This window comes from Sphingobacterium sp. HSC-15S19 (assembly GCF_050433745.1).
GTDB lineage: Bacteria > Bacteroidota > Bacteroidia > Sphingobacteriales > Sphingobacteriaceae > Sphingobacterium > Sphingobacterium siyangense.
In genome coordinates this window covers 48,969-72,625 of the sequence record NZ_JBNPWQ010000021.1, presented here as the reverse complement: position 1 = coordinate 72,625, position 23,657 = coordinate 48,969, and the positions used below count along the sequence as shown (strand labels likewise).

Annotated in this window: 20 protein-coding genes; 4 read left to right on the top strand and 16 right to left on the bottom strand. The window is 40.0% G+C overall.

Translation table 11 applies throughout. From position 1 onward, the window contains the following. Positions 1-48 precede the first annotated feature (48 nt). The 13 genes from ftsZ to mraZ form a co-directional block, all read right to left on the bottom strand. Positions 49-1,746: a cell division protein FtsZ gene (gene ftsZ / locus L1283_RS17435; RefSeq protein WP_088160422.1), complete on the bottom strand. Its 1,698-nt coding sequence runs from the start codon at positions 1,744-1,746 to the stop codon at positions 49-51. Positions 1,747-1,886: 140 nt separating this feature from the next. Next, positions 1,887-3,263: a cell division protein FtsA gene (gene ftsA / locus L1283_RS17430; RefSeq protein ID WP_070564959.1), complete on the bottom strand. Its 1,377-nt coding sequence runs from the start codon at positions 3,261-3,263 to the stop codon at positions 1,887-1,889. A 25-nt stretch (positions 3,264-3,288) separates the two neighbouring features. Then, positions 3,289-4,125 (bottom strand): cell division protein FtsQ/DivIB, encoded by an 837-nt coding sequence (locus tag L1283_RS17425; RefSeq protein WP_120335351.1) that lies wholly within the window; start codon positions 4,123-4,125, stop codon positions 3,289-3,291. Further along, a complete protein-coding gene (gene murC / locus L1283_RS17420; RefSeq protein WP_286735916.1) occupies positions 4,118-5,473 on the bottom strand; it encodes a UDP-N-acetylmuramate--L-alanine ligase in 1,356 nt (451 codons plus the stop codon). Before murC ends, L1283_RS17425 begins: the two co-directional genes overlap by 8 nt. Positions 5,474-5,480: 7 nt before the next feature. After that, positions 5,481-6,584: an undecaprenyldiphospho-muramoylpentapeptide beta-N-acetylglucosaminyltransferase gene (gene murG / locus L1283_RS17415; protein WP_145328212.1), complete on the bottom strand. Its 1,104-nt coding sequence runs from the start codon at positions 6,582-6,584 to the stop codon at positions 5,481-5,483. Between the two features lie 13 nt (positions 6,585-6,597). After that, a complete protein-coding gene (locus tag L1283_RS17410; RefSeq protein WP_145328211.1) occupies positions 6,598-7,803 on the bottom strand; it encodes an FtsW/RodA/SpoVE family cell cycle protein in 1,206 nt (401 codons plus the stop codon). Positions 7,804-7,833: 30 nt separating this feature from the next. Continuing rightward, a complete protein-coding gene (gene murD, locus L1283_RS17405) occupies positions 7,834-9,207 on the bottom strand; it encodes a UDP-N-acetylmuramoyl-L-alanine--D-glutamate ligase (RefSeq protein ID WP_286710369.1) in 1,374 nt (457 codons plus the stop codon). A 2-nt stretch (positions 9,208-9,209) separates the two neighbouring features. After that, positions 9,210-10,454 (bottom strand): phospho-N-acetylmuramoyl-pentapeptide-transferase, encoded by a 1,245-nt coding sequence (gene mraY, locus L1283_RS17400; RefSeq protein WP_201665954.1) that lies wholly within the window; start codon positions 10,452-10,454, stop codon positions 9,210-9,212. 4 nt (positions 10,455-10,458) lie between these two features. Beyond that, positions 10,459-11,919 carry a UDP-N-acetylmuramoyl-L-alanyl-D-glutamate--2,6-diaminopimelate ligase gene (locus L1283_RS17395; protein WP_088160417.1) on the bottom strand — a complete coding sequence of 487 codons (1,461 nt, stop codon included), beginning with the start codon at positions 11,917-11,919 and terminating at the stop codon, positions 10,459-10,461. Beyond that, a complete protein-coding gene (locus L1283_RS17390; RefSeq protein WP_286710334.1) occupies positions 11,919-14,036 on the bottom strand; it encodes a penicillin-binding protein in 2,118 nt (705 codons plus the stop codon). Before L1283_RS17390 ends, L1283_RS17395 begins: the two co-directional genes overlap by 1 nt. An 8-nt stretch (positions 14,037-14,044) precedes the next feature. Next, positions 14,045-14,458, bottom strand: coding sequence for an FtsL-like putative cell division protein (locus L1283_RS17385; RefSeq protein WP_075991280.1), 414 nt, complete (start codon positions 14,456-14,458; stop codon positions 14,045-14,047). A 15-nt stretch (positions 14,459-14,473) separates the two neighbouring features. Then, positions 14,474-15,388, bottom strand: a complete 915-nt coding sequence (rsmH, locus tag L1283_RS17380; protein ID WP_145328209.1) for a 16S rRNA (cytosine(1402)-N(4))-methyltransferase RsmH — start codon at positions 15,386-15,388, stop codon at positions 14,474-14,476. 4 nt (positions 15,389-15,392) lie between these two features. Further along, positions 15,393-15,854 carry a division/cell wall cluster transcriptional repressor MraZ gene (mraZ, locus tag L1283_RS17375; RefSeq protein ID WP_070564930.1) on the bottom strand — a complete coding sequence of 154 codons (462 nt, stop codon included), beginning with the start codon at positions 15,852-15,854 and terminating at the stop codon, positions 15,393-15,395. Positions 15,855-16,289: 435 nt separating this feature from the next. Here mraZ and aspS point away from each other — a divergent pair, with 435 nt between their 5' ends. From aspS to L1283_RS17360, 3 genes are all read left to right on the top strand, one after another. Further along, positions 16,290-18,041, top strand: coding sequence for an aspartate--tRNA ligase (gene aspS, locus L1283_RS17370; protein WP_075991279.1), 1,752 nt, complete (start codon positions 16,290-16,292; stop codon positions 18,039-18,041). Positions 18,042-18,138: 97 nt separating this feature from the next. After that, the gene (locus L1283_RS17365) at positions 18,139-19,527 is read left to right on the top strand and encodes a LutB/LldF family L-lactate oxidation iron-sulfur protein (RefSeq protein WP_248933071.1); all 1,389 of its coding nucleotides are present in this window, start codon (positions 18,139-18,141) and stop codon (positions 19,525-19,527) included. A 7-nt stretch (positions 19,528-19,534) separates the two neighbouring features. Beyond that, positions 19,535-19,918 (top strand): acyltransferase family protein, encoded by a 384-nt coding sequence (locus L1283_RS17360; RefSeq protein WP_088160413.1) that lies wholly within the window; start codon positions 19,535-19,537, stop codon positions 19,916-19,918. 187 nt (positions 19,919-20,105) lie between these two features. On the opposite strand, the gene L1283_RS17355 is transcribed toward L1283_RS17360, so the two are convergent. Beyond that, entirely contained in the window at positions 20,106-20,642 is a 537-nt protein-coding gene (locus L1283_RS17355) for a hypothetical protein (protein WP_088160412.1), read from the bottom strand. A 100-nt stretch (positions 20,643-20,742) separates the two neighbouring features. Further along, a complete protein-coding gene (locus L1283_RS17350; protein WP_088160411.1) occupies positions 20,743-21,651 on the bottom strand; it encodes an energy transducer TonB in 909 nt (302 codons plus the stop codon). Positions 21,652-21,723: 72 nt separating this feature from the next. Between L1283_RS17350 and L1283_RS17345 the strand changes: the two genes are divergently transcribed. Continuing rightward, the gene (locus tag L1283_RS17345; RefSeq protein WP_088160410.1) at positions 21,724-22,545 is read left to right on the top strand and encodes a hypothetical protein; all 822 of its coding nucleotides are present in this window, start codon (positions 21,724-21,726) and stop codon (positions 22,543-22,545) included. 68 nt (positions 22,546-22,613) lie between these two features. Here L1283_RS17345 and tsaD read toward each other — a convergent pair whose 3' ends face one another. Further along, positions 22,614-23,615: a tRNA (adenosine(37)-N6)-threonylcarbamoyltransferase complex transferase subunit TsaD gene (tsaD, locus tag L1283_RS17340; RefSeq protein ID WP_088160409.1), complete on the bottom strand. Its 1,002-nt coding sequence runs from the start codon at positions 23,613-23,615 to the stop codon at positions 22,614-22,616. Positions 23,616-23,657 lie beyond the last annotated feature (42 nt).

Genomic DNA, 23,657 nt, shown 5'->3' with positions numbered 1-23,657 from the left:
AAAAAGCCATCCGATTGGATGGCTTTTTGTTATTTTATGGTGAATCAACTAGTCTACATTGTCATGTAGAAAAGAATTGTTCGGTCTGATTTCAGTATTTCCATCTTCAAAAGAAAGTGTAAAACGAGACACCTGAGATTGTGAAGAATGCGGTGTATCTTCCAATGACATTTGTTTTCTCTTATAAGCTGGCTCATTTTCCAACTCATGTAGACCATTAGAAGATTTTAATTTCATGCTTAATTCTTTAAGACGCAAAATACGCTCTTTCGTACGAACGAGCTGATCTTCAAACGACACCTGTTCTTCTTCCACTTGCGGGACTTCTACTTGTTCATTTGTTGTACTTGATGAAAAAGTAGGTTTCTCCTCATATGCTGAAGCTGAAGGTGCTGTATAAGAATCGAAGACTGTTGGCATCTGGAATTGAAACACAGATGGCGAAGTTTTCAATTGAAAATCATTGTCTCCAAATGAAGTCTCCTCTTCATAACCACCATCAAAACCTAAATCATGACGTATAACTTGAGGTTCCTCAACAGCCACCTGTTGTTGCACAGCATTTCTTGGTGAAGTGAACAAATCAGATTGCAAATTATTTGGAGTTGGCGTATTTGAAGAAGGGACTGGTGTATCCACACGTTGAACCGGAGTTACGAAACTATTCGTAGCTGGAACTTCTCTTGGTGCTACCTGAGAAACAGGTTTGATAAAAGAATTAGCCGGTTCAGCAGTTAAGGGCATAGACACCTTTGTATTTTCACGTTCTTTATCGCGTTCTTCAGATGTTTGAAAACCGGTAGCAATAATTGTTACTGACAACTCATCTTCAAAGTTCTCGTCAATACAGTTACCCCAGATCAAATCAGCTGACAAACCAGCTTTTTCCTGAATGTAATCCGTAATGATTGCCACCTCATCCATTGTTACTTCTTTTGTTCCAGAAGTAATATTCAATAAAATATAGCGAGCGCCTTCGATCTCATTGTCTTTCAATAAAGGCGAAGCCAAAGCACCTTCTACAGCGCGTAATGCACGGTCTTCACCTTCAGCTATTGCGTTACCCATAATAGCAACACCGCTATCATTCATGACGGTACGTACATCTTTAAAATCGACGTTTACATAACCAGGGATCGTAATAATTTCGGCAATACCTTTCGCAGCGGTAGTTAAAATATCATCCGCTTTCGCGAAAGCAGCTGTCATCGTTAGATTCCCGAAGATTTCACGCAAACGATCGTTAGAAATAACAAGATAAGAGTCTACATATTTACGTAATTCCGAAAGCCCTTCCTCCGCTTGAGAACGACGGCGTTTACCTTCAAATGTAAATGGTGTCGTAATAATCGCAACAGTTAAAATACCCAATTCTTTGGCAGCTTTCGCCAATACCGGGCTAGCACCAGTACCAGTACCACCGCCCATACCAGCTGTAATAAACAACATCTTGGTATTGGTACCCAACATACGTTTGATATCTTCAATACTTTCGATTGCTGAATTTTCACCTACATCAGGATCTGCTCCTGCTCCCATACCTTCGGTTAGACTTATTCCCAATTGAACCTTATTTGGGATCGGGCTCAATTCCAATGCTTGCGCATCAGTATTACACACGATAAAATCTACCCCACTAATTCCTTGTTTATACATGTGGTTTACGGCATTGCCGCCACCACCACCAACCCCAATAACCTTGATTATTGAAGATTGTTCTTTTAACATTTCAAACTGTATTGACATAACTTATCCCTATTTAACTTACAATGAAGATGATATCAGAACGAATCAAACCCACTATATGTAATGTAATAATAATATAATTTCAACAAAAGTTTTCCACATTTGTTAAATTGTGGAAAACTTCAACTATTGTGGAAAACTTACTTCTTATCTAAAAAACTTGCGTCATCGATTTCGTTACCGTCTTTGATAAAACGTTTGAACCATGACAATAATCCTTGCTCTTTTTGTTGTTGTTCAGAAACCTCTTTTGTTGTCACCGTAGCAGCCTGCACTTTTTTCGATGGGGCGTGCATTTCTCTACGGCTATCTTCTTCTTCCTCATGGGATTGAATTCCCTTAATCAACAAGCCAATACTTGTTGCATACAAAGGGCTTTTCAATTCTTCGAACAACGGTTTTGGTAAAACCTCATTTTTAGAAAGATATTCATTCGGAAATCCGATACGACAATCTATTCCAGTAATATACTCAACAAGTTGTACCAAATGTTTTAATTGAGCACCACCACCGGTAATAACAATACCACCGATCAGTTTATTTTCATATCCAGAAGATTTGATTTCATAGTATACGTGCTCAATAATTTCTTCCATCCTAGCTTGAATAATATAAGCCAAATTTTTAACGGAAATTTCCTTCGGTTCACGACCTTTCAATCCTGGCACACAAATCACCTCATTTTCTTTATTTTCATCAGCTAGAGCCGATCCGAAACGAGTTTTCAACAATTCAGCCTGAGAACGCAAAACAGAACATCCTTGACGGATATCTTCCGTTACAATATTACCGCCTAAAGGAATCACAGCAGTGTGACGAATAATTCCTTCATGGAAGATGGCAACATCCGTGGTTCCACCACCGATATCCACTAATACAACGCCAGCATTTTTTTCGTCTTCATCCAATACAGCTTCGGAAGACGCTAAAGGCTCGAGAATTAATTCAGCAACTTCCAGATTGGAATTATCAATACATTTCTTGATATTTTTAATATCCGTTACACGTCCCGATATAATATGAAAATTTGCTTCAATACGACGACCAGCCATACCGATTGGTTCGCGAATTCCGGGTTCGTTATCTACCGTAAACTCTTGTGGTAAAACATGTATAATTTCTTCTCCTGGAGGCAGTACCAGTTTATACATATCCGAAATCAGTCGTTCGATATCGCGTCGAATGATTTCATCATCACCATCAGTTTTGGTAAATATTCCACGGTGTTGAATACTTTTGATGTGTTGGCCAGCAATTCCCACATTCACCACTTTAATATCCACATTGGACTGTGCTTCGGCTATCTCGACAGCCTCTAAAATGCTTCCCACAGTTTTCTGGATATTAGCAACCACCCCTCTGCTTACACCTGCAGAGTCAGCTTTGCCCACACCTAATAATTCAATTTTGTTTCCTGAGCTACGTCTCCCAACCGTAACACAAATTTTGGTAGTACCAATATCGAGTCCCACGATAATTGGGTTTTCTCTTTCAATTTCTGCTGCCTTTGAGTTCATAATTTCCTGTATTGTTGCTGTATTACTATAATGTATTATTTGCTACTTTTTTTGTTTGATCATCTGAAAAACTCCAGTTTCCCCTCTTTTCACAGATAATCTGACCTCCATATTTTACGTTGACAACACCGTAAGCATTTATACCCACTTTTGGCATGATCTGCGTATAAAAGGTCTTTAATAATTCAAATTTTTGTTCCAATGAATCTGCCGATCCAACAATCAACTGCTGTGTCCCTATACGAGGCACAAGTTCAATATCCTTATCCCCGTTGACATAGATCTGCACAACTTGATTACTCCATAATTCATCGTTTTTGATAAACTCAATAACCTTTACCAAATCTTTAACCAAGGGCGTTGATATGGTATCCAGTGCTTCATTATATCCTTCTGCGATGTTACCCGTTGCAACCATGATATGCGGTATATACTTCAACGTTGTCGGTATCTTCAACCCATTGGGGTCCACATAAAATTCCTTTCCATTTTTGTTGATGACCCGCATGACAGCCTCGCGCTGACTAATATTAATTCTGATCGTACCATCCATATCGGCATGTATACTGGCATCGGAAACATAAGGTAATTTGCGCAAGGTTTTTTCAACCTTTTGAAAGGGAATTCCATTGACTTTCTTTCCCGCAAAACTACCATAGTTTTGTTCTATCAGTTTGGAGATATCAGCCTGATCAATAAAAGCTTCTGTGCCTTCAATGACAATTTTAATATCTTTACAAACCTGCTGCTCATCACGTTTCCCCACAATAGTCATAATCACGACGACAACTATTACGCCGATAAAAAACAGCGTAAAGTAGAGTACACGATTCCATTGTATGTTACGTAATTTTTTAAGCATGCCCTAAAATTTCCTGTAACGGTTTAACCAATTTATCAATATCACCTGCCCCAACTGTAACAATCAGTTCCGGCTTTTCATCGCGTGCGAATTCCAAGACTTCTTCTGCAGTTACAAGCTGTTTTTTCTCTGCCGTAATTTTATCCAATAACCAACTCGAATTGATCCCTTCAATTGGAAGTTCCCGAGCTGGATAAATTTCCATTAACAACAGATTGTCTGCCATGGACAGTACCTCTGCGAAACCATCCACAAAATCCCGTGTACGGGAAAATAAATGCGGCTGAAAGACCACATTTAGTTTTTTTGTAGGATACAATTTACGCATCGAAGTTAAAAATGCACGCAGTTCCTCTGGATGGTGCGCATAGTCATCGATATACACCGTTCCAGGTTTACGGACAATATATTCAAACCTTCTTTTTACTCCTTTGAATGTTGTCAATGCCTTCTTGATCGCTTCATTTTCAATCCCAAGTAAACGGGCTACTGCAATCGCGGCTACCGCATTTTCAACATTGTGGGTACCAGGAATACCTAAATGGATATCATCTATCCGCCCGTTGGTATCTTGGTAGTCAAAAAAGAACTCTCCGTCGCGTACATGCACATTGGAAGCATATGCATCAGCGATTTCATGGCCTGAATAACTTATTTGTCCAGCAAACTCGAGGCCTTTTTTTATAATACGTGTACCTCCTTCAACTACTTTATCCAAGAACAATTGGAATGATTCGAGCAGATGGCTGCGATCTCCATAAATGTCCAAATGATCCGCATCAGAAGAAGTTACTATTGCGATATTGGGGTGAAGCGTCAGAAATGAGCGATCAAACTCATCAGCCTCAACCACAACTGTATTATTATTTCCATAAAGCACATTGGTACCGTAATTAGAACTGATTCCACCCAAAAAGGCAGAACAGTCGTAACCCGAATCTTTCAATACATGTGCCACCATTGTAGAAGTTGTCGTTTTACCATGTGTACCGGCAACAGCGACCGTAAATCTACTCTCACTAATGATCCCCAAAACCTGCGATCTCTTATATAGTATATGTCCTTGAGATTCCAAAAAAGCTTTAATCTTCGAATCTTTAGGAATGGCTGGTGTAAAAATGACTAATGTCTCCGCTGTAGGTACGTGAAAAATAGCATCAATCGTATTGATATCATCCTGATATGAGATCGCGATTCCTTCCTTGACTAAGGTTTTAGTCAGCTCAGTTTCTGTACGGTCATATCCATTCACCTCACAGCCCAAATGCTTAAAATAGCGCGCAAGACCACTCATGCCTATACCACCTATTCCGATCAAGTAAACTTGTTTTATTGCATCTAGATTCATACTTCGTCTATTTTTTATTTACCAATTTATACACCTCCTCGGCAATCTGCACGTCAGCATTCAACTTACCGAGTTTTTTAATATTTTCACTTAATTGTGCGACATGATCTGCGTCTTTTAATAAAGTTAAAGCAGCAGGCACCAGGTCTTTTTTTGCATCACTATCCTTAACCAACAATGCAGCCCCCTTATTGACCAATGCCATTGCATTTTTGGTCTGATGGTCTTCGGCCACATTGGGCGAAGGCACAAGGATAACAGGCTTACCGACTACACAGAGCTCAGAAATCGTACCCGCTCCGGCGCGGCTAATAATTAAATCTGCCGCTGCATAAGCATAGTCCATACGTTGTAAAAAGGCCAACATCTTAATATTCTGTGGCAATTTCCCCGCTAACTCTTCCTGCAACTTTTCGACATAGAAACTACCGCATTGCCAGATTACTTGCACATCCTCTCCCTTTAATTCATTTAGGTAAGCAAGCACACTTTCATTTAATGTTTTAGCCCCCAAACTTCCACCGAGCACCAAAATTGTCTTTTTGTGTGGATCTAACCCAAAGAACGTTAAAGCTTCTTCTCTTTTCCCTGCAATCGCTATAGACTCACGTCTTATTGGATTCCCTGTGAGTAACAGCTTCTCCGCAGGAAAAAATTGCTCCATCCCCTCATAGGCGACACATATTTTTGCTGCCTTTGCCCCAACTTTTTTATTGGTCACACCTGCATAGGAATTTTGTTCCTGTACAACGGTTGGCACGCCCAATTTATTCGCCATCATTAACAAAGGTCCGGAGGCAAAGCCCCCTACACCTACAGCCACATCCGGTCTAAAATCCTTAATTACACTTTTTGCCATATTCAAGCTTTTCATAAGCTTAAATGGCAAGAAGATATTTTTCCACAGCTGTTTTCTATTGATCCCCTGGATATCAAGTCCAATAATTTGATAACCGGCAGCTGGCACTTTATCCATTTCCATCCGGCCATTGGCACCCACAAATAGAATTTCATTTGCAGGATCCATTGCCTTCAGTGCATTTGCAATTGAAATCGCCGGAAAGATATGTCCTCCGGTTCCACCACCACTAATAATTACACGAATTGCCATGCTCAATTTTTTATTATGCTGGAATTGATCCTATAACCACTTTTTTCGGTTTAGGCTTTTCATCCAGCTCTTCTTTACCTTTTAATTCTTCAATATTTCTGCTCACACTCAGGATAATTCCTAAAGCGACACTCGTAAATAAAATAGATGTTCCTCCCATACTCACGAGTGGAAGCGGAACCCCCGTAACTGGTCCTAAGCCTACAGCAACAGCCATATTTGCTAGGGCCTGAATCGTCAAACTAAATCCCAAACCCGCTGCCAGAAAAGTACCGAAAGCTTTGGGACTCATCGTGACAATACGTATACATCGATACATAAAGGCCAGATATAGAAATAGCAGGATTACCCCACCGACTGTCCCGTACTCCTCTATAATAATAGCATATATAAAATCTGAGTAAGGATGCGGCAACACATTACGCTGCACGCTATTTCCAGGTCCTTTTCCAAAAAGCCCACCCGTTGCTATCGCAATTTTCGCATTGTTTGCCTGATAATTTTTATCATCCTGGAAGGATACCGGCGTCGTTTCATCTTTCTTCTCTACACCAAAAAAAGACTTCACACGACTATAATAGGTTGCACGCCGAGGACCAATAGAAACGACTATAATTCCTAGCAAAACAACCCCAGCAGATACAATAGCAATCTGTTTAAAGGATATCCTCCCGATCAAAAGCAATAAAACACTCACTCCAAATAGCATAATCGCAGTGGACATGTTGGCCCATGCAATCAACACGAAAACCCCACATACGGACCCCATGATGGGCAAAAATGACTTTTTCACATCTTTGATCTCCTCCTGTTTCCGGGATAACATCCGTGCAAGAAAAACAATCAATGACAGTTTTGCTAAATCTGACGTTTGGAATGTCATCCCAATACCTGGTATGGTCAACCAACGACTGGCCTGGTTTACGCTACTTCCAAAAGCTAAGGTGAATAGCAATAAGGGAATTGTAATTCCCATTAAGATTTTGGAAATCCCTGCATAATACCGATAATCCAACTTGTGAGAAAGATACATGAGGACAAAGCCAATAGCGATAATAGAGAAGTGCTTTAACAAATACATTTCTGTTCCCTTCCCTTCTTTATACGCCAACGTACCCACCGAACTGTATACAGCCAAGAGTGACCATCCCGATAAGATAATCACAATGATCCATATCCATCGATCACCCTTCAATTTAGACATTATATTCTGTAGCATATCCTTCCTCCTCTTATTGGGTTACACCATTTATAATTCCATTACAGCCGCTTTAAATTTATCGCCACGATCTTCATAGTTTTTGAACCAATCAAAACTAGCACAAGCAGGAGACAATAAGACGGTATCACCTTTTTGGGCCAGGTGTGAAGACAATACCACGGCATCTTGCATGGAGGTACTGTTGACAATGATCTCCACATCTTGTTCAAATGCTTTATGAATTGCAGCCGTATCTTTTCCCAAACAAACAATAGCGCGCACTTTGTCTTTGACCAAATCAGCAAGCATACTGTAATCATTTCCTTTATCTACACCTCCTAATAACAATACGATTGGTGTAGAGAAACTTTCCAAAGCATACCATACCGAATTTACATTCGTTGCCTTTGAATCGTTAATGTAATTTACACCGCCGATACAGGCGACATGTTCCAGGCGATGTGGAATATTCACATACGAGCCCATGCTCTCTTTCATCACTTGATTTCTCAATTCCTGCACTTTCGCAATTAACCCAGAAGCCATGCTATTATAAATATTATGCTTCCCCTGCAATGACAATTCCTCAGCTCTCATAGTGAATGTATCGTTATTTGGTGTATTAATAATTATTGTTTTATTGGCATTTAAATAAGCGCCCAATTCAACAAGTTGTTCCTGTGTAAAAGGCAAATAGATCCCTTTACTATGATGTCTTTCCAATCCTTTAATTGTTTCTGGATCGTCCAGACAGTATATAAAATAATCGTTCTCCGTTTGATTCTGAATCATCCTGAATTTTGAATCCACATAATTTTCCATTTTATGGTCATAGCGATCCAAATGATCAGGCGTAATATTCAATATAACAGCAACATCTGCTCTAAAATGGTACATATCGTCCAGCATAAAGCTTGATATTTCCAAGACATAGCAATCAAACTGTTCTTTAGCTACCTGAAGCGCAAAGCTCTTTCCAATATTACCGGCCAATCCAACATTTAAACCGCCATGCTTAAGCATTTCATAAGTCAACATCGTCGTCGTAGACTTTCCGTTTGATCCTGTAATACAGATTAACTTTGCATCGGTATATTGTGCCGCAAATTCAATTTCTGCAATCACGGGTATATTCTTTGCTTTCAGAGCGACCACCAAAGGCACCGTCTCTGGAATACCGGGGCTCTTCACAACCAAAGCGGCATTCAAAATCCGTTCTTCATCGTGGTTACCTTCTTCAAAAGCTATTCCCTCGGCTTTCAATTGTTCCTTATAGTGGTCCGCAATCAGTCCTTTATCTGATACAAATACATCAAATCCCTTTTCTTTTCCAAGAATAGCCGTTCCAACACCGCTTTCGCCGGCGCCTAAAATGACCAAACGTCCAGATTGAGGATAATATATTGTTGCAATGTTTGACATCATTATCTAATTTTCAATGTTACAATAGTAAGAATGGCCAATATGATTCCTACAATAACAAAACGTGTTACAATTTTCGCTTCGTGATACCCCTTCTTCTGAAAATGGTGATGTAATGGCGACATCAAAAAGATCCGTCTACCCTCACCATATTTCTTCTTCGTGTATTTGAAATACGACACTTGAAGAATAACCGACAGGTTTTCCAACAGAAATACACCACATAAAATCGGAATCAACAGTTCTTTCCGAATCAGGATAGCAAAAGCAGCAATTATACCTCCTATTGCCAAACTTCCCGTATCACCCATAAAAACTTGGGCAGGATACGTGTTATACCATAAGAAACCTACGCAAGCCCCCACAAATGCCCCGGCGAAAATCACGAGTTCTCCGGAATTGGGGATATACATAATATTGAGGTAATCCGAAAAGATTACGTTACCTGACACGTACGCCAAAATGGCTAAAGTAACACCAATGATAGCGGATGTACTCGTGGCTAAACCATCGATACCGTCCGTAATATTTGCACCGTTTGAAACGGCCGTAACGATAAAAATAACGACAACTAAAAAGACGACGAAAGTCAGATAATCGCTCTGTAGTCCGAATATTTTAAACACCTTAGCATAATCAAACTCGTTATTTTTATAAAACGGAATATTTGTCTTAGATGATTTCACGTTTTCAGCATAGGTCTTCTCACCTGTGCCTTCATTGATAACCACTTCAACGGGCTTGGTAGAGGTTGGTTTATCCACGCCTTTTCGAACAACAATATCCGGATGAAAGTACATCGTACAAGCAATTATGGCTCCCAAACCTACTTGTCCAACAACCTTAAACTTACCAGCCAATCCATCTTTATTATGTCTAAAAACCTTTATATAATCATCTAAAAATCCAATTGCGCCCATCCAAAGTGTTGTCACAATCATGATAATCACATAGATATTCGTCAATTTTGCAAATAATAAGGTCGGGATAAGGATACCTGCAATGATGATGATCCCACCCATTGTTGGCGTACCAGCTTTCTTTTTTTCTCCTTCAAGCCCCAAATCACGAATTGTCTCTCCGACTTGCTTATTATGCAAGAATTGAATCAATTTTCCCCCAAAAACCGTGGTAATAATCAATGAAGCGATTACGGCCATAGATGTCCGAAAGGAGATGTATTGAAACAAACCTCCTCCAGGTATATGAATATATTCGCTAAGCCACGTAAAAAGATGGTACAACATATTTCTATTGTTCGTTAAATGTATTCTCTAAAACTTCTTTATCATCAAAATGATGTTTCACACCATTTACATCTTGATATTTCTCATGCCCTTTTCCTGCCACTAGGATAATATCCCCCGGATTAGCCAGCTGATATGCTGTGCGTATGGCTTCTTTACGATCCGCTATAGAAAGCGTCTTCGCCTTTTGGTCTGCTGCCACACCAGCTTCGATATCTCTAATAATCTGATAAGGATCTTCCGTCCGCGGATTATCAGATGTAATTAAAAAACGGTCACTATAACGCAGAGCCGCCTCTGCCATTTCAGGTCTTTTGGTCTTATCCCGATCGCCGCCGCATCCTAACACCGTAATGATTTTTTGCTCTGGGCGTCGCAATGAACTTATAGTCTTCAACACATTTTCAACCGCATCAGGTGTATGCGCGTAGTCTACAATTCCAAAAACACCCGAAGCCGATTTCATCGTTTCAAATCGTCCTTCTGCTCCTTTCAAGGTACTAAGTGCGGTCAACACTTTCACCGTTTCCTGCTCAAGCAAGATAGCGGCAGCATAAACCGCCAAAAGGTTATATGCATTGAAATCGCCGATCAATTTCACCCATACTTCCTGTCCGTCAACACTCATCAACATACCATCGAAATGGCTTTCGATCACCTTTGCTTTAAAATCTGCACCAGAACGCAAGCCATAGCTTTTCCGATGTGCCACTGTATTTTGAAGCATGACCTGGCCATTTCTATCGTCAGCATTCGTCAAAGCAAAAGCATTCGCATCCAAATCATCAAAAAACTTCTTTTTCGCTTTAATATAGTTATCAAAAGTTTTATGAAAATCAAGGTGATCATGCGTAATATTTGTGAATATTGCACCCGCAAACACCAAGCCTGCAATACGTTCCTGAACGACAGCATGTGAACTAACCTCCATAAATGCATAGTCACAGCCATCATCAACCATATCCCGTAACAATTTATTCAATTGAATAGGGTCCGGTGTTGTATGTGTTGCTGGTATAATCTTCGTTCCAATCTGGTTTTGCACCGTAGATAATAAGCCTACATGGTAGCCCAACTCAGTAAACAGCTGAAACAACAATGTAGCTACTGTCGTTTTACCATTTGTGCCGGTCACACCGACCAACTTCAACTGTTCCGAAGGATTTCCGTAAAAATTAGCGGCAGCCACACCCAAAGCATATGCCGAATCGGCTACTAAAATATAGGCAACAGAGTCTAACGTCTCTTTTGGCAACTCCTCTACAATAACTGCTCTTGCTCCCGAAGTAATTGCCTTGTCTACAAACAAATGACCATCTGTTTGAACACCTCGCACTGCGATAAACAAACTTCCCAACTCCACTTTTCTGGAATCAAAGCACAAAGAGTGCACATCGACCTCTTCAAGGTTCCCTACAACCTGCTGTACAGGAATAGCATGCAATACTTTTTTTAAATCCATCATTACTTAAGTTCTAAATTTATCGCCGTTCCAAAAGCCAGTTTCTGTCCTGCAGCTAACGACTGCATTCCAACTCTTCCTTTTCCTGTCACGTGCGCTTTAAATCCTGCATTCTCCACAACATATAAAGCATCCATCAATCCCATTCCGACAACATTTGGAACGATTCCTTCTTTATATTTTAAATCTATGAATGGTACGCCTCGTGTCGAGGTATCCACCTCTCCCCGCGCAATCGTATCCCAATTCACGGTATTAATCCCCAATTTATCGTACACTTTTTTACTAGCTTCCTTCGACCCCTGCAAAGTCAATGGCATTCTTCCGCCCACATTAACTGCTTTAAACGTCTTTTTTCCCTCCATCTCCATATCGTTTGCATATACCATGTCTGCAAGCTCTTTAAATACAGGACCTGCAATCGATGCCCCATAATATCCATTTCTCGGATTACGAATCACGACAATAATGGAATATTTTGGATCTTCAGCTGGAAAATACCCAGCAAATGAAGATTGATATCGTCTAGCACCGTACCCTCTCGAGCCATCAGCCATCTGTGCCGTTCCTGTTTTACCACCAGAGCTATACAATGGGCTAGCAACACTTCTACCTGTCCCTTCAGTCATAACGCCTTCCATCATTCCCCGCACCTCTGCTAAAGCATGATCCGAGGCGATCTTTTCATTAATGACTTTCGCTTGAAACGTTTGAATTGTATTTCCTAAATGCCGAATTTCTTTAACAAATAGCGGCGCTATCAACTTACCATTATTTGCGACAGCATTATAAAATGTCAACGTTTGCAATGGCGTAATTTTCATTTCATAGCCGTAAGCCATCTGTACCAGCGACAACCCACTCCAGCTTTTACTTTTTGATGTTTTCACCAAGGGAACTCCTTCGCCTGGAATCTGCAGATCTAGCGTTTTTCCAAAACCAAAAGAATGCAGTTTTGATGTAAACTGATCTGGGTTATCTTTATAAGCCTGATAAACAAACTTAGTAACACCCACATTCGACGATTCCTCAAAGGCCCTTTTCGCAGAAATTATAGACTTCTTAGGCGCATGTGAATCACGAATGGTATGCTTGTAAATTGGCCAATTACCATTACCAATATTCACTGTTGTACTCGAGTCTATTTTCTTATCATCAATCAAAGCCAAATAAGAAGCCAACTTAAATGTTGAACCTGGATCTGCACTTTGCGCAATTGCAAGATTGAACTTTTCACGATAGACCCCATCTTTATCACGCATAAAATTGGCCACCGCACGCACCTCTCCTGTTTTCACCTCCATCATCACAACACAGCCCTCATCCGCGTTACTTGTAATCATCTGCTTCTCCAGGGCCCTTTGCGCCATATCCTGCATATTCACATCAATGGTCGAGATAATATCAGACCCATCAACCGGAGCAACCTCAATATCTTTGTTGACAGGAATCCATACCCCACCGGCAATACGCTGCATTAACCTCTTCCCGCTTTTTCCGTCGATATATTCTCCATACGCACCTTCCAGTCCAACATGAATATCTTCTTTCACATTTTTATAACCGATGGTCCTCGCAGCGAGATTGACAAAAGGTAAAATGCGCTTATTCTGCCTATCAGTAATCAAACAACTTGGAAAACGTTCCTTGTTGACACGAGCAGATTTAAGTAAAGGAAATTGTTTTACCCGTTTTAAATCCTGATGTGACACATTACGTTTGAGCAACAAGTAGCGTTGTTTTTTATTGCGCGCCTGTTTTAATAATGTCAAATACTGCCGCGATGATTTATCTTTAAAAAAATCAGCAAGTTTAATAGCCAAGGAGTCAACTTTCAAATTGAAATACTCTTCATCCTCTTCCGGAATAGCCATTGCATCAAAACGAAGCTCATATTCAGGCACTGATGTAGCCAACAAGCTTCCGTCATTTGAATAGATATTACCACGAGCAGCCTCCACCTCTCGTTCCTGAATAGAAAGGCTATCCGCTAAAGCTTTCCAATGCTCTCCATCGACATACTGCAACTTTGTCATTTTTCCAAATACCAAAAACGCAAGTAGTACGATAAGCCCAAAAGCAAAATAGACACGAACAAGAATCGTATTTCTGATACTCATAACTCTTCCTATTTATCTTCCTTATTCTCTATAACTTCAACTTTGATCGGTGGCTCCACACGCTCTTTCAATCCCAGCGAATCTACACGTTTGGCAATTTCTGTCTGTGTAGACATTTTCATCAGTTCGGCGGAGAGCGATTTATGATCCCAGCCCAACTCCTTCACCTCTTTACTCACTTTATCGATACTCCGAATAGTTCGCTCTGCAAAATGACGATTGGAAATATACAACAACATCAGAAAGGCGATAAAAGCTCCAAACGGCAAGTACTGCAATATTTTATTTAACGAAAGGTCTCCAACGGTAAAAAGCGTTTTAATAAACGCTTCTGTTTGTTCCGCCTTTTCTTCGACAGTTTCTTGTAGTTCCTCCTGAACTTCTTCACTCAATTCTTTCTGTCTTATCGTATTTCTGCTCATCCTCTCGCTCCATTTTTAAGACAAATCCAACTTTTCAGCAATACGCAGTTTCGCACTGCGCGATCTATTATTTAACGCCAACTCTTGCGCAGATGCCGTAATTGCTTTACGGCTCAACACATGAAATGGCTTAATTTCATTTCCAAAAAAATCCTTTTCAACTTCTCCTTTAAACTTTCCTTTGGCCATAAAATTTTTGACCAAACGATCCTCCAGAGAATGATAGGACATCACCGCCAATCGACCTTCAACATGTAACACATCAACTGTTTGCAACAAAAACTCCTGTAAGGCTTCCAACTCGCGATTCACTTCTATACGAAGCGCCTGAAATACCTGCGCATGATACTTATGTTCTTTACCTTTCGGAACCATCCGTTGAATCACCTCTTTCAATTCGGCAACAGTCTGGATTGGCTGTGCCAAACGTGCAGTAACAATTGTTTTCGCAAGCGACTTGGCATTCATGATTTCACCATACATCCCAAAAATGCGGTGAAGATCCTCCTCCGAATAAGTCGCCAAAAGCGACTTCGCATCTAAATCACCAACTTGATCCATACGCATATCCAGATCCGCGTCAAAGCGAATAGAAAACCCACGATCAGCCGCATCAAATTGATGCGAGGAAACACCTAAATCTGCCAAAATACCATCTACAGAACGCACTCCTTCCAATCGAAGGCTATTCTTTAAAAACCTAAAGTTTTGATGTATCAATGTAAAACGAGGATCGTCAATTGCATTCTCCAATGCATCGGGATCCTGATCAAAAGCAAACAGCTTCCCTTTTGGCCCCAATCTCTTCAAAATCTCCCGAGAATGACCACCACCACCAAAAGTTACATCCACGTAGATACCATCCGGCTTAATAGCCAAAGCATCCATGCATTCTTGCAACATTACCGGAACATGATATACATTCTCCATACGCTTATAGTCCAAAATTAATATCCCCCATTACCTCTGCCGCCAAAGATGATATATCCTCTACTCCGCCATCACCCATCAATTCCTCATATCCTTCTTTTGACCAAACCTCAATCTTATTAAACTGACAAGCCAAAACCAATTCAGTGCTTATGCCCGCAAATTCCAACAAACTTTTTGGTAACAAAACACGCCCCGCAGCATCCAACGTTAATTCCGTAGCGCCACGCGTAAAAGCACGAACAAACGCCCGTACTTTAGGATCGAATTGATTCAATTTCGCCAGCTTAGCCGTCATCAAATCCCACTCTTCTCTTGGATAAAATACCAGATGTTTCTCAAAACCGCGATTCACTACAAGGCCATCCCGCTCTACATGAGGCATTTGCCTCTTGAGCGCAGCTGGCAACACCATTCTTCCTTTGGCGTCTAACTTGCATTCGAATTCTCCGATCAACTGAGTCATGTCGTCAATTATCCTATTCTAATTTAAATGTAAAAGTATACACTTTCTCCCACTTTCCCCCACTTTATCACATAAAAAAGTTTTCCACATCGAAAAATAGCTACAACAAACAGAAGTACTCTTGGAATAAAACCTACATAAAACCTTATTTACAAGCAGTTAAACCCCAATTTATCAGCAAAACAAACTATTACACTAGACGCGATTTTTCGCTCTTTTTTTTATAAAAATCAGAAATGAATTGTAAAAATTTCCTCTTTAGAAATTTAATTTTACCCAATTTTTCTACCAAAAGGGGGCAAAGTGGGAGACAATAAAAACAGAAACAAAAGATGTGGAAGAAAGTGGGAGAATGCTACTCAAATAACCTGAACAGAATTCGTTATTGTCGAGTAAAACCAATAATTTTGCGTCAAATATAATTTTCATAACGATATGCACAGAACACACACTTGTGGAGAATTAACACTAGCTGACTTAGGGAAAACGGTTACCCTAAGTGGATGGGTTCAAAAATCGCGCGATTTGGGCGGTATGACTTTCATCGATGTTAGAGACCGATATGGTATCACACAATTAACGTTCAATGCAGATGATGATGCTTCCTTGCGCGCAAGTGCCCGTGAGCTCGGAAGAGAATATGTCATCAAGGTAACCGGAGAAGTTATCGAACGCTCTAATAAAAATGCTAAAATCTCCACTGGAGACATTGAAATCAAGGTTTCAAATCTTGAAATATTAAATGCCGCTAAATTACCCCCTTTTACAATAGAAGATGAAACAGATGGTGGTGATGACATCAGAATGAAGTTCAGATACCTAGATTTGCGTCGTAACCCCGTACGTGAAAACCTTATTTTACGTCATAAGACCTCACAAGAGGTACGCCGTTATCTTGACTCCCAAAACTTCCTGGAAGTAGAAACTCCATACCTGATTAAATCAACTCCGGAGGGAGCACGCGACTTTGTCGTACCTTCCCGTATGAATCCTGGAGAATTTTATGCGTTACCACAATCCCCACAGACCTTCAAACAATTATTGATGGTTTCAGGATTTGATCGCTATTTTCAAATTGTAAAATGTTTTCGTGATGAAGATTTGCGTGCAGACCGCCAACCAGAATTCACGCAAATAGACTGTGAAATGTCTTTTGTAGAACAGGAAGATGTATTAAATATCTTTGAAGGACTTGCAAAACATATCTTCAAAACAATCAAAGGTATCGACTTAGGCAATGTTCCGCGTATGACTTACGCAGATGCGATGCGCCTTTACGGATCAGACAAACCGGATATCCGTTTCGGAATGCAGTTTGTTGAACTAAACGAGGTTGCCAAAGGAAAAGGTTTCCCTGTATTTGATGCAGCAGAGTTAGTGGTTGGTATCAATGCGGAAAATTGTGCACATTATACCAGAAAACAACTGGATGCTTTGACCGATTTTATCAAACGTCCTCAGATTGGTGCTACGGGCTTGGTATATGCGCGTGTGAATGAAGATGGTTCAGTGAAGTCGTCCGTTGATAAATTTTTCACGCCAGAACAACTGTCCACAATTGCGGAAGCGTTCCACGCGAAACCTGGCGACTTATTGTTAATTATGGCTGGTGGAACAGACAAAGTTCGCAAACAACTCAATGAATTACGCCTTGAAGTTGCGTCACAACTTGGTTTCCGCAACAAAGAAACCTTTGCTCCATTATGGGTCGTTGATTTCCCTCTATTGGAATGGGACGAAGAAAGTGGCCGTTTCCATGCAATGCACCACCCATTCACTTCACCAAAACCGGAAGATATACCGCTTTTAGATACCAATCCCGGAGAAGTAAGGGCAAATGCCTATGACTTTGTTTTAAACGGTGTAGAAGTAGGTGGCGGATCAATCCGTATCCATGACAGAGAGCTTCAATCGCTCATGTTCAAACATTTAGGATTCAGTCCTGAAGAAGCAAAAAAACAATTTGGATTCCTTATGGAGGCCTTTACTTTCGGAGCTCCCCCACATGGCGGATTGGCTTTTGGTTTTGACCGTCTAGTATCCTTATTGGCAGGTTTAGATTCTATCCGCGACGTCATTGCCTTCCCAAAAAACAACTCGGGAAGAGATGTTATGATTGACGCACCGTCAACCATTCACCAGGAGCAGCTGGACGAGCTAAGCTTAAATATTGCGATAAAAGCATAAATTATTTAACTCGATTTTCGAGAAACAATTTATTAACAGTATATTTAAAAGTTGGTAATTTTTACCAACTTTTTTTTGTGAAAAATTAGCAGATTAGATGGCAGAGAGTACCGCTAATACGTTTATTAAGGAAAGTGCGCAAAAAGCATTTGACACCAAACACCGCGATATTATCAATTACAATATCGACAAATACAGCATGGCTTTCGAAAAAGGCAAGAGCAAATTTGCGGACCTTGAAAATAGCAAGATAAAAGCGAGCCTGATCAAATGGAAGGTCATGGAAAATCTCGATCGCTATTTGTTGCAATTTGAAGCAAACTTCACGGCTCGGGGCGGAAAAGTAATCTGGGCCAATGATGCTACGGAAGCCTTGGACGAAATCTATTCGATCATTGCGCGTAAAAAAGCAAAATCTGTTGTAAAGTCAAAATCGATGGCGACAGAAGAGATCGAGCTTAATCATTTTCTGGCCTCCAAAAATATTGAAGCCATAGAAACTGATCTTGGCGAGTATATCATTCAGCTGCTGGATCAAAAACCTTATCATTTTGTTACGCCGGCCATGCATTTGAGCCTGGAAGATATTGCCAAGCTTTTTCACGAGAAATTTGACACACCGCTAGATGCATCTGCGGAGCAACTTACAATGAAGGCCCGTGAATTACTTCGAGATCGCTACCTATCGGCAGAAATTGGGATTACCGGAGCCAATTTCTTAATTGCAGAAACTGGAAGTATAGCAATTACCGAAAATGAAGGAAATGCCCGATTGACATCGACCTTCCCCAAAACACATATTGCCGTCGTTGGAATAGAAAAAATCATTCCTAACGTACAAGATTTAGAAGTCTTTTGGCCACTCCTATCCACACATGGCACGGGTCAAAATCTAACAGTATACAACACGCTACTCACTGGGCCAAAACAGCCTTATGAATCAGATGGCCCCGAAGAAATGTATGTTATACTGCTTGACAATGGCCGCAGCAAGCTCTTAGCGCAAAAAGAACAACGTCAGGGTTTGTACTGCATCCGTTGTGGCGCCTGTTTGAATGTATGTCCAATCTACCAGAACATCGGTGGACATACCTATGAAACGACATATCAGGGACCAATTGGATCGCTCATATCGCCACATTTGAATGGTATGAAGGAATTTAAACACCTAAGCTACGCTTCCACGCTCTGTGGAAAATGTACTGAGGTCTGCCCTGTTGGTATTGACATACAGCGCATGCTTCTCGTCAACAGAAAAGATTCAGTCGATCAGGGTCTGGCAACAAAAACGGAACAAAAAGTATGGCAGTGGTTCACCTATGGGATAATGCGAAGAAAACTAATTGATTTTTTTGGCGGGAAATTCAAAAATTTCTTCCTCAAAAAACTCTTTCAGAAAACCTGGGGAGATCAACGGGAACTACCCAAATTGGCAGACAAATCTTTCTCTAAACAATGGAAAGAACATCAAAAAAATAAAGAATAACAAAAAAGTGGCATTAGACGATCAAACGAATGCCACATTTTTTGGCTTCTTGGCGACTCAAAAGTACTATCCAGGAAATTATGCCAATCTCGAGGTTATTTGGTATTTCTGTAATATCAACGTAGCGTTGATGACCATTTCTATTTTTCTTGTCGTTCAAAAACTGAAGATACCCGAATCTAAATGGATAAAACGCCTTTCATCAGCCACGTTTGGTATTTACTTAGCGCATTTTATCATTGTTCAAGCATTGACAGACATCTTCTTGACTATTCCTAATCTTCCAGCCACACTGAAAATCCTCTCCATAGCGCTCCTAGGTTTTAGCTTAAGTTTTCTGATCACCAAGCTGATGGATAGTAATTCAATAACAAGAAGGTTTATCAAATAAGCGTATCCTAATGGGAGTACCGAAGCATTTTGCAATCATGTAACCTTGAGCTAGACAAAACACTTCGAATAAATGACGAACTTAGGTAATAAGGATGAGCTTACATAATAAGAAAGAGGGAACCAATGGTTCCCTCCTCTACTAACACTCACCAATATTTAATATGAAAACTATCCTTGTTTAATTTTTATGATGCTTTTACCTCTGCATCATTTGTTTTAGTTACTTCACCTTTTTTAAAGTCCTTTCTTTTTAGCTGTCTGTCTTTTTTCCAATGTTCTTTGTGCATTTTACGATTTTCAGCGTAGGAATCCTTTAACGTTTTTTGTTGCTCTGGAGTTAACATTCCCATCATTTTTTCATGTTCTGCCACACGTTGCTTTTTCATTTTTGATCGATGTTCCTGATGTTCGGCAGCCATTTTTTGATGGTCTTTTGCTTGCTTCAAATTAAAGGCATAGATATCTTTACGCTGTTTATCTGTAAATTTCAATTTTTGATCCATGCGATCAGTTTTCATCTTAGCAACTTCCTCTGGAGTTTTATTTTTAAAACCATCGTGCATTCTTCCCATTTTATGTTTATGCACGGAAGTTTGCATTTCTTTCATTTCTGGTTTAACATCTTTTTTTTCTTGAGCGAAACCGGCTAACATCAATCCAGATAACGCCAAACTTAACATCAACTTTTTCATTTCTTTATTTTTTATAAAACCAACAATCATTCTTTTTAATAAGTACCCTTTTTCAACTTATTTATCAGTAAGAGTCTTCTCGGCTATCGAAAGTTTAATTGATGATCTGTTAAATAAAGTTAAGAAGCATTTATTGTGAGACAGCACTTAAACGGATCGGTAATGTATACGCTACACGCACTTTAAGTCCATTTTGTACTCCAGGTTTCCATTTTTTCGCTTTCTTCAATAAGTTTATCGCAGCATCTCCCGTACCAAATTTCATATCACGTTTAACAGCAATATCTGTTAGTGACCCATCTTTTTCAACGACAAAAGAAACCTCTATAACACCAGATACCCCTTGATCCAAAGCCTGTTGTGGAAAGTTATAATTCTCGGCGATCCACTTCATAAACGCAGGTAGTCCCCCTACAGGTGTTGGCATAATTTCTACTGATGTAAATGTATTGTTAGAATTATCATCAGTTCCACCTCCGGATAATGAACCATCTTTAGAACCTGTAATATCACCATCCCTTTTTGAAGAACCAAATTCACCACGCGCAATATATGTACCCGATGGACTTGCCTTCAATGTGATCCTTGAGGTCATTGTATTGGGATTTTTCAACTCATCCTGACTCACAAGTTCTTCCGTAACTTGATTTGCTTTGGCCACTTTTATATCGGGCATTCTAACCAAATCAAATTTGGACACATCTTGGGCAACCTGCTGCGGGGCTTTCTCCTGCATCATGACAGGTTCTTCAGGAACCTCCTCTTTTTCCTCTACCTTCTTTTGAATTTCTTCCAGCATGTCGGGCCCAATATCTTGTACCGTATAAATCACGGCCGGAACAGTTTGCTTAAAATATTTATTATATGCATAGGATCCTGCGATCAGCAAAACTGCAAAAGAAACAACAATTCCCAAACCCACATTTGTTGCTTTATCAGAGAGATTTCGCAACTCATAAGCACCGTACATTTTGTTGCGACCCGCAAAAATAACGTCCAGCCATTCTTTGCGGTAGATATTCAATTTAGAGTTCATCATAACATTAAAGTTTAAATCTTTTCATTATGATGAGGGAAAGCCTTATATTTCACAAAAAAATTCAAAATACTTATGAAGTCACTTTTTTCAGCTATTTTTCTACTTACATTATATGCTTGTGGTAACAATCAAAATCAATCCAAGACTGCAATTAAGCATGAAAATAAGGAAGAGACAATTTCGCCATATTTTGGTTTTTTAAACCAGCAAAAGGACTCACTAATCGCTCTTCCTATGGATCAAGCAATGGAGGGTCCCGAAAAATATAATTATGTCATTGTGGAAAATCAGGTCAGTCCGCTTGAATTTGTTCAAAATAAAATGGATAATAAAGAGAGTAACGGAAGACAGACCGCTCAGAACTTCGCAAATAGCGAAGGTTCATTATTTAAAATTAGCGATGCGATTAAATCTGGCGAATTTGGTATGCTTGTCAATAAAGCTTTTATAGACCAGTATAAAATTGAGAAGTTTACAAAAATTCAAAAAGAAACTTCTCCAGAAATTAGGGAGCAGCTTGAGAAGAAATACAATAGGAAGATTAATAAAAGTACAACAGTTGCCATCCTCAGTGATCAGTCCGAGTTTAATCTTACTGTGTTTGAAAATCAACAAGACTCTGCTTTAGCTGTATTTTCCTACGCAAAGGATGAACAGCTGATCAATTTGGATTTCCCGGCTTTATACGATGATATCAGCACTTGGCGTGTTGATGATGGCGGTCAGTTTGACAACGAGGCTTTTCAGATACTAACAGTATTACGTTCTGAGCAAGGAATTAGTTTTATCAGTATCTTTTGGGGTGCTGAGGGTTATGAACTGAACTTTTACCAGCCAAAGAAAAACTTATTTACCTCTACGGCACAGGCCTATGGGTACAGTTCCCCCTTATAAAATAAACCATTTTAAGTTTCCCCAGTACAAAAGGATAGTGCCCGGGGAAACTCAAATACCCGTATTAACTACAGATGCATCCTAGCCATAGGAGCGACGTCCTGTCCTACGAAATCTTTCTTTAAAAATTTGTGATAACCTGCAATAGCAATCATCGCGGCATTGTCGGTGCAGTATTCAAATTTTGGAATAAACACCCTCCAATTGTATTTCTCACCCATTTCAATTAAGCTTTGTCTCAGGCCAGAATTAGCCGAAACGCCGCCTGCGATGGCAATATCCTTTACCCCTGTCTCCTTTGCCGCTTTCTTTAGTTTATTCAACAGGATGGATACAATACGCGATTGTACACTAGCACATAAGTCGGCCATATTGTGGGTCAGAAAATCCGGGTTCTGTTTCAATTGATCTTGAACCAAATATAATATCGCGGTTTTCAATCCTGAAAAGCTGAAATTTAAACCAGGGATCTGGGGTTCAGGAAGCCGATAAGCTGCCGGATTACCTTCTTTTGCAAATTTATCAATAAGCGGTCCACCAGGATAAGGAAGATTCAGGATTTTAGCTGTTTTATCAAAAGCCTCCCCTGCAGCGTCATCCAATGTTTCTCCCAAAAGTTCCATTTCAAAATAATCCTTTACCAACACAATTTGCGTATGACCACCAGAAACAGTAAGACATAAAAACGGAAAACTAGGCTTCGGATCCTCAATAAAATGAGCCAGAATATGCGCCTGCATATGGTTTATATCAATTAAAGGGATATTCTGTGCGAGTGCAAATGATTTGGCAAAAGATGTTCCCACCAAAAGTGCACCTAATAATCCAGGTCCCCGCGTAAAACTCACTGCATCTATTTGATTTTTGCTTACTTTTGCTTGGCGAATGGCTTCTTCCACCGTTGGAATAATATTTTGTTGATGAGCACGTGAAGCGAGCTCGGGAATCACTCCACCATATTTTGCGTGGATTGCCTGAGTTGCAATAACATTTGAACGTATTTCACCGTTAATACAGATAGAAGCGGAGGTTTCATCACAAGAGGATTCAATCCCTAAAATAATAGCCATAGCTTGAGGTAATAAATTTTAATACAAAAGTATCAAAAAAAT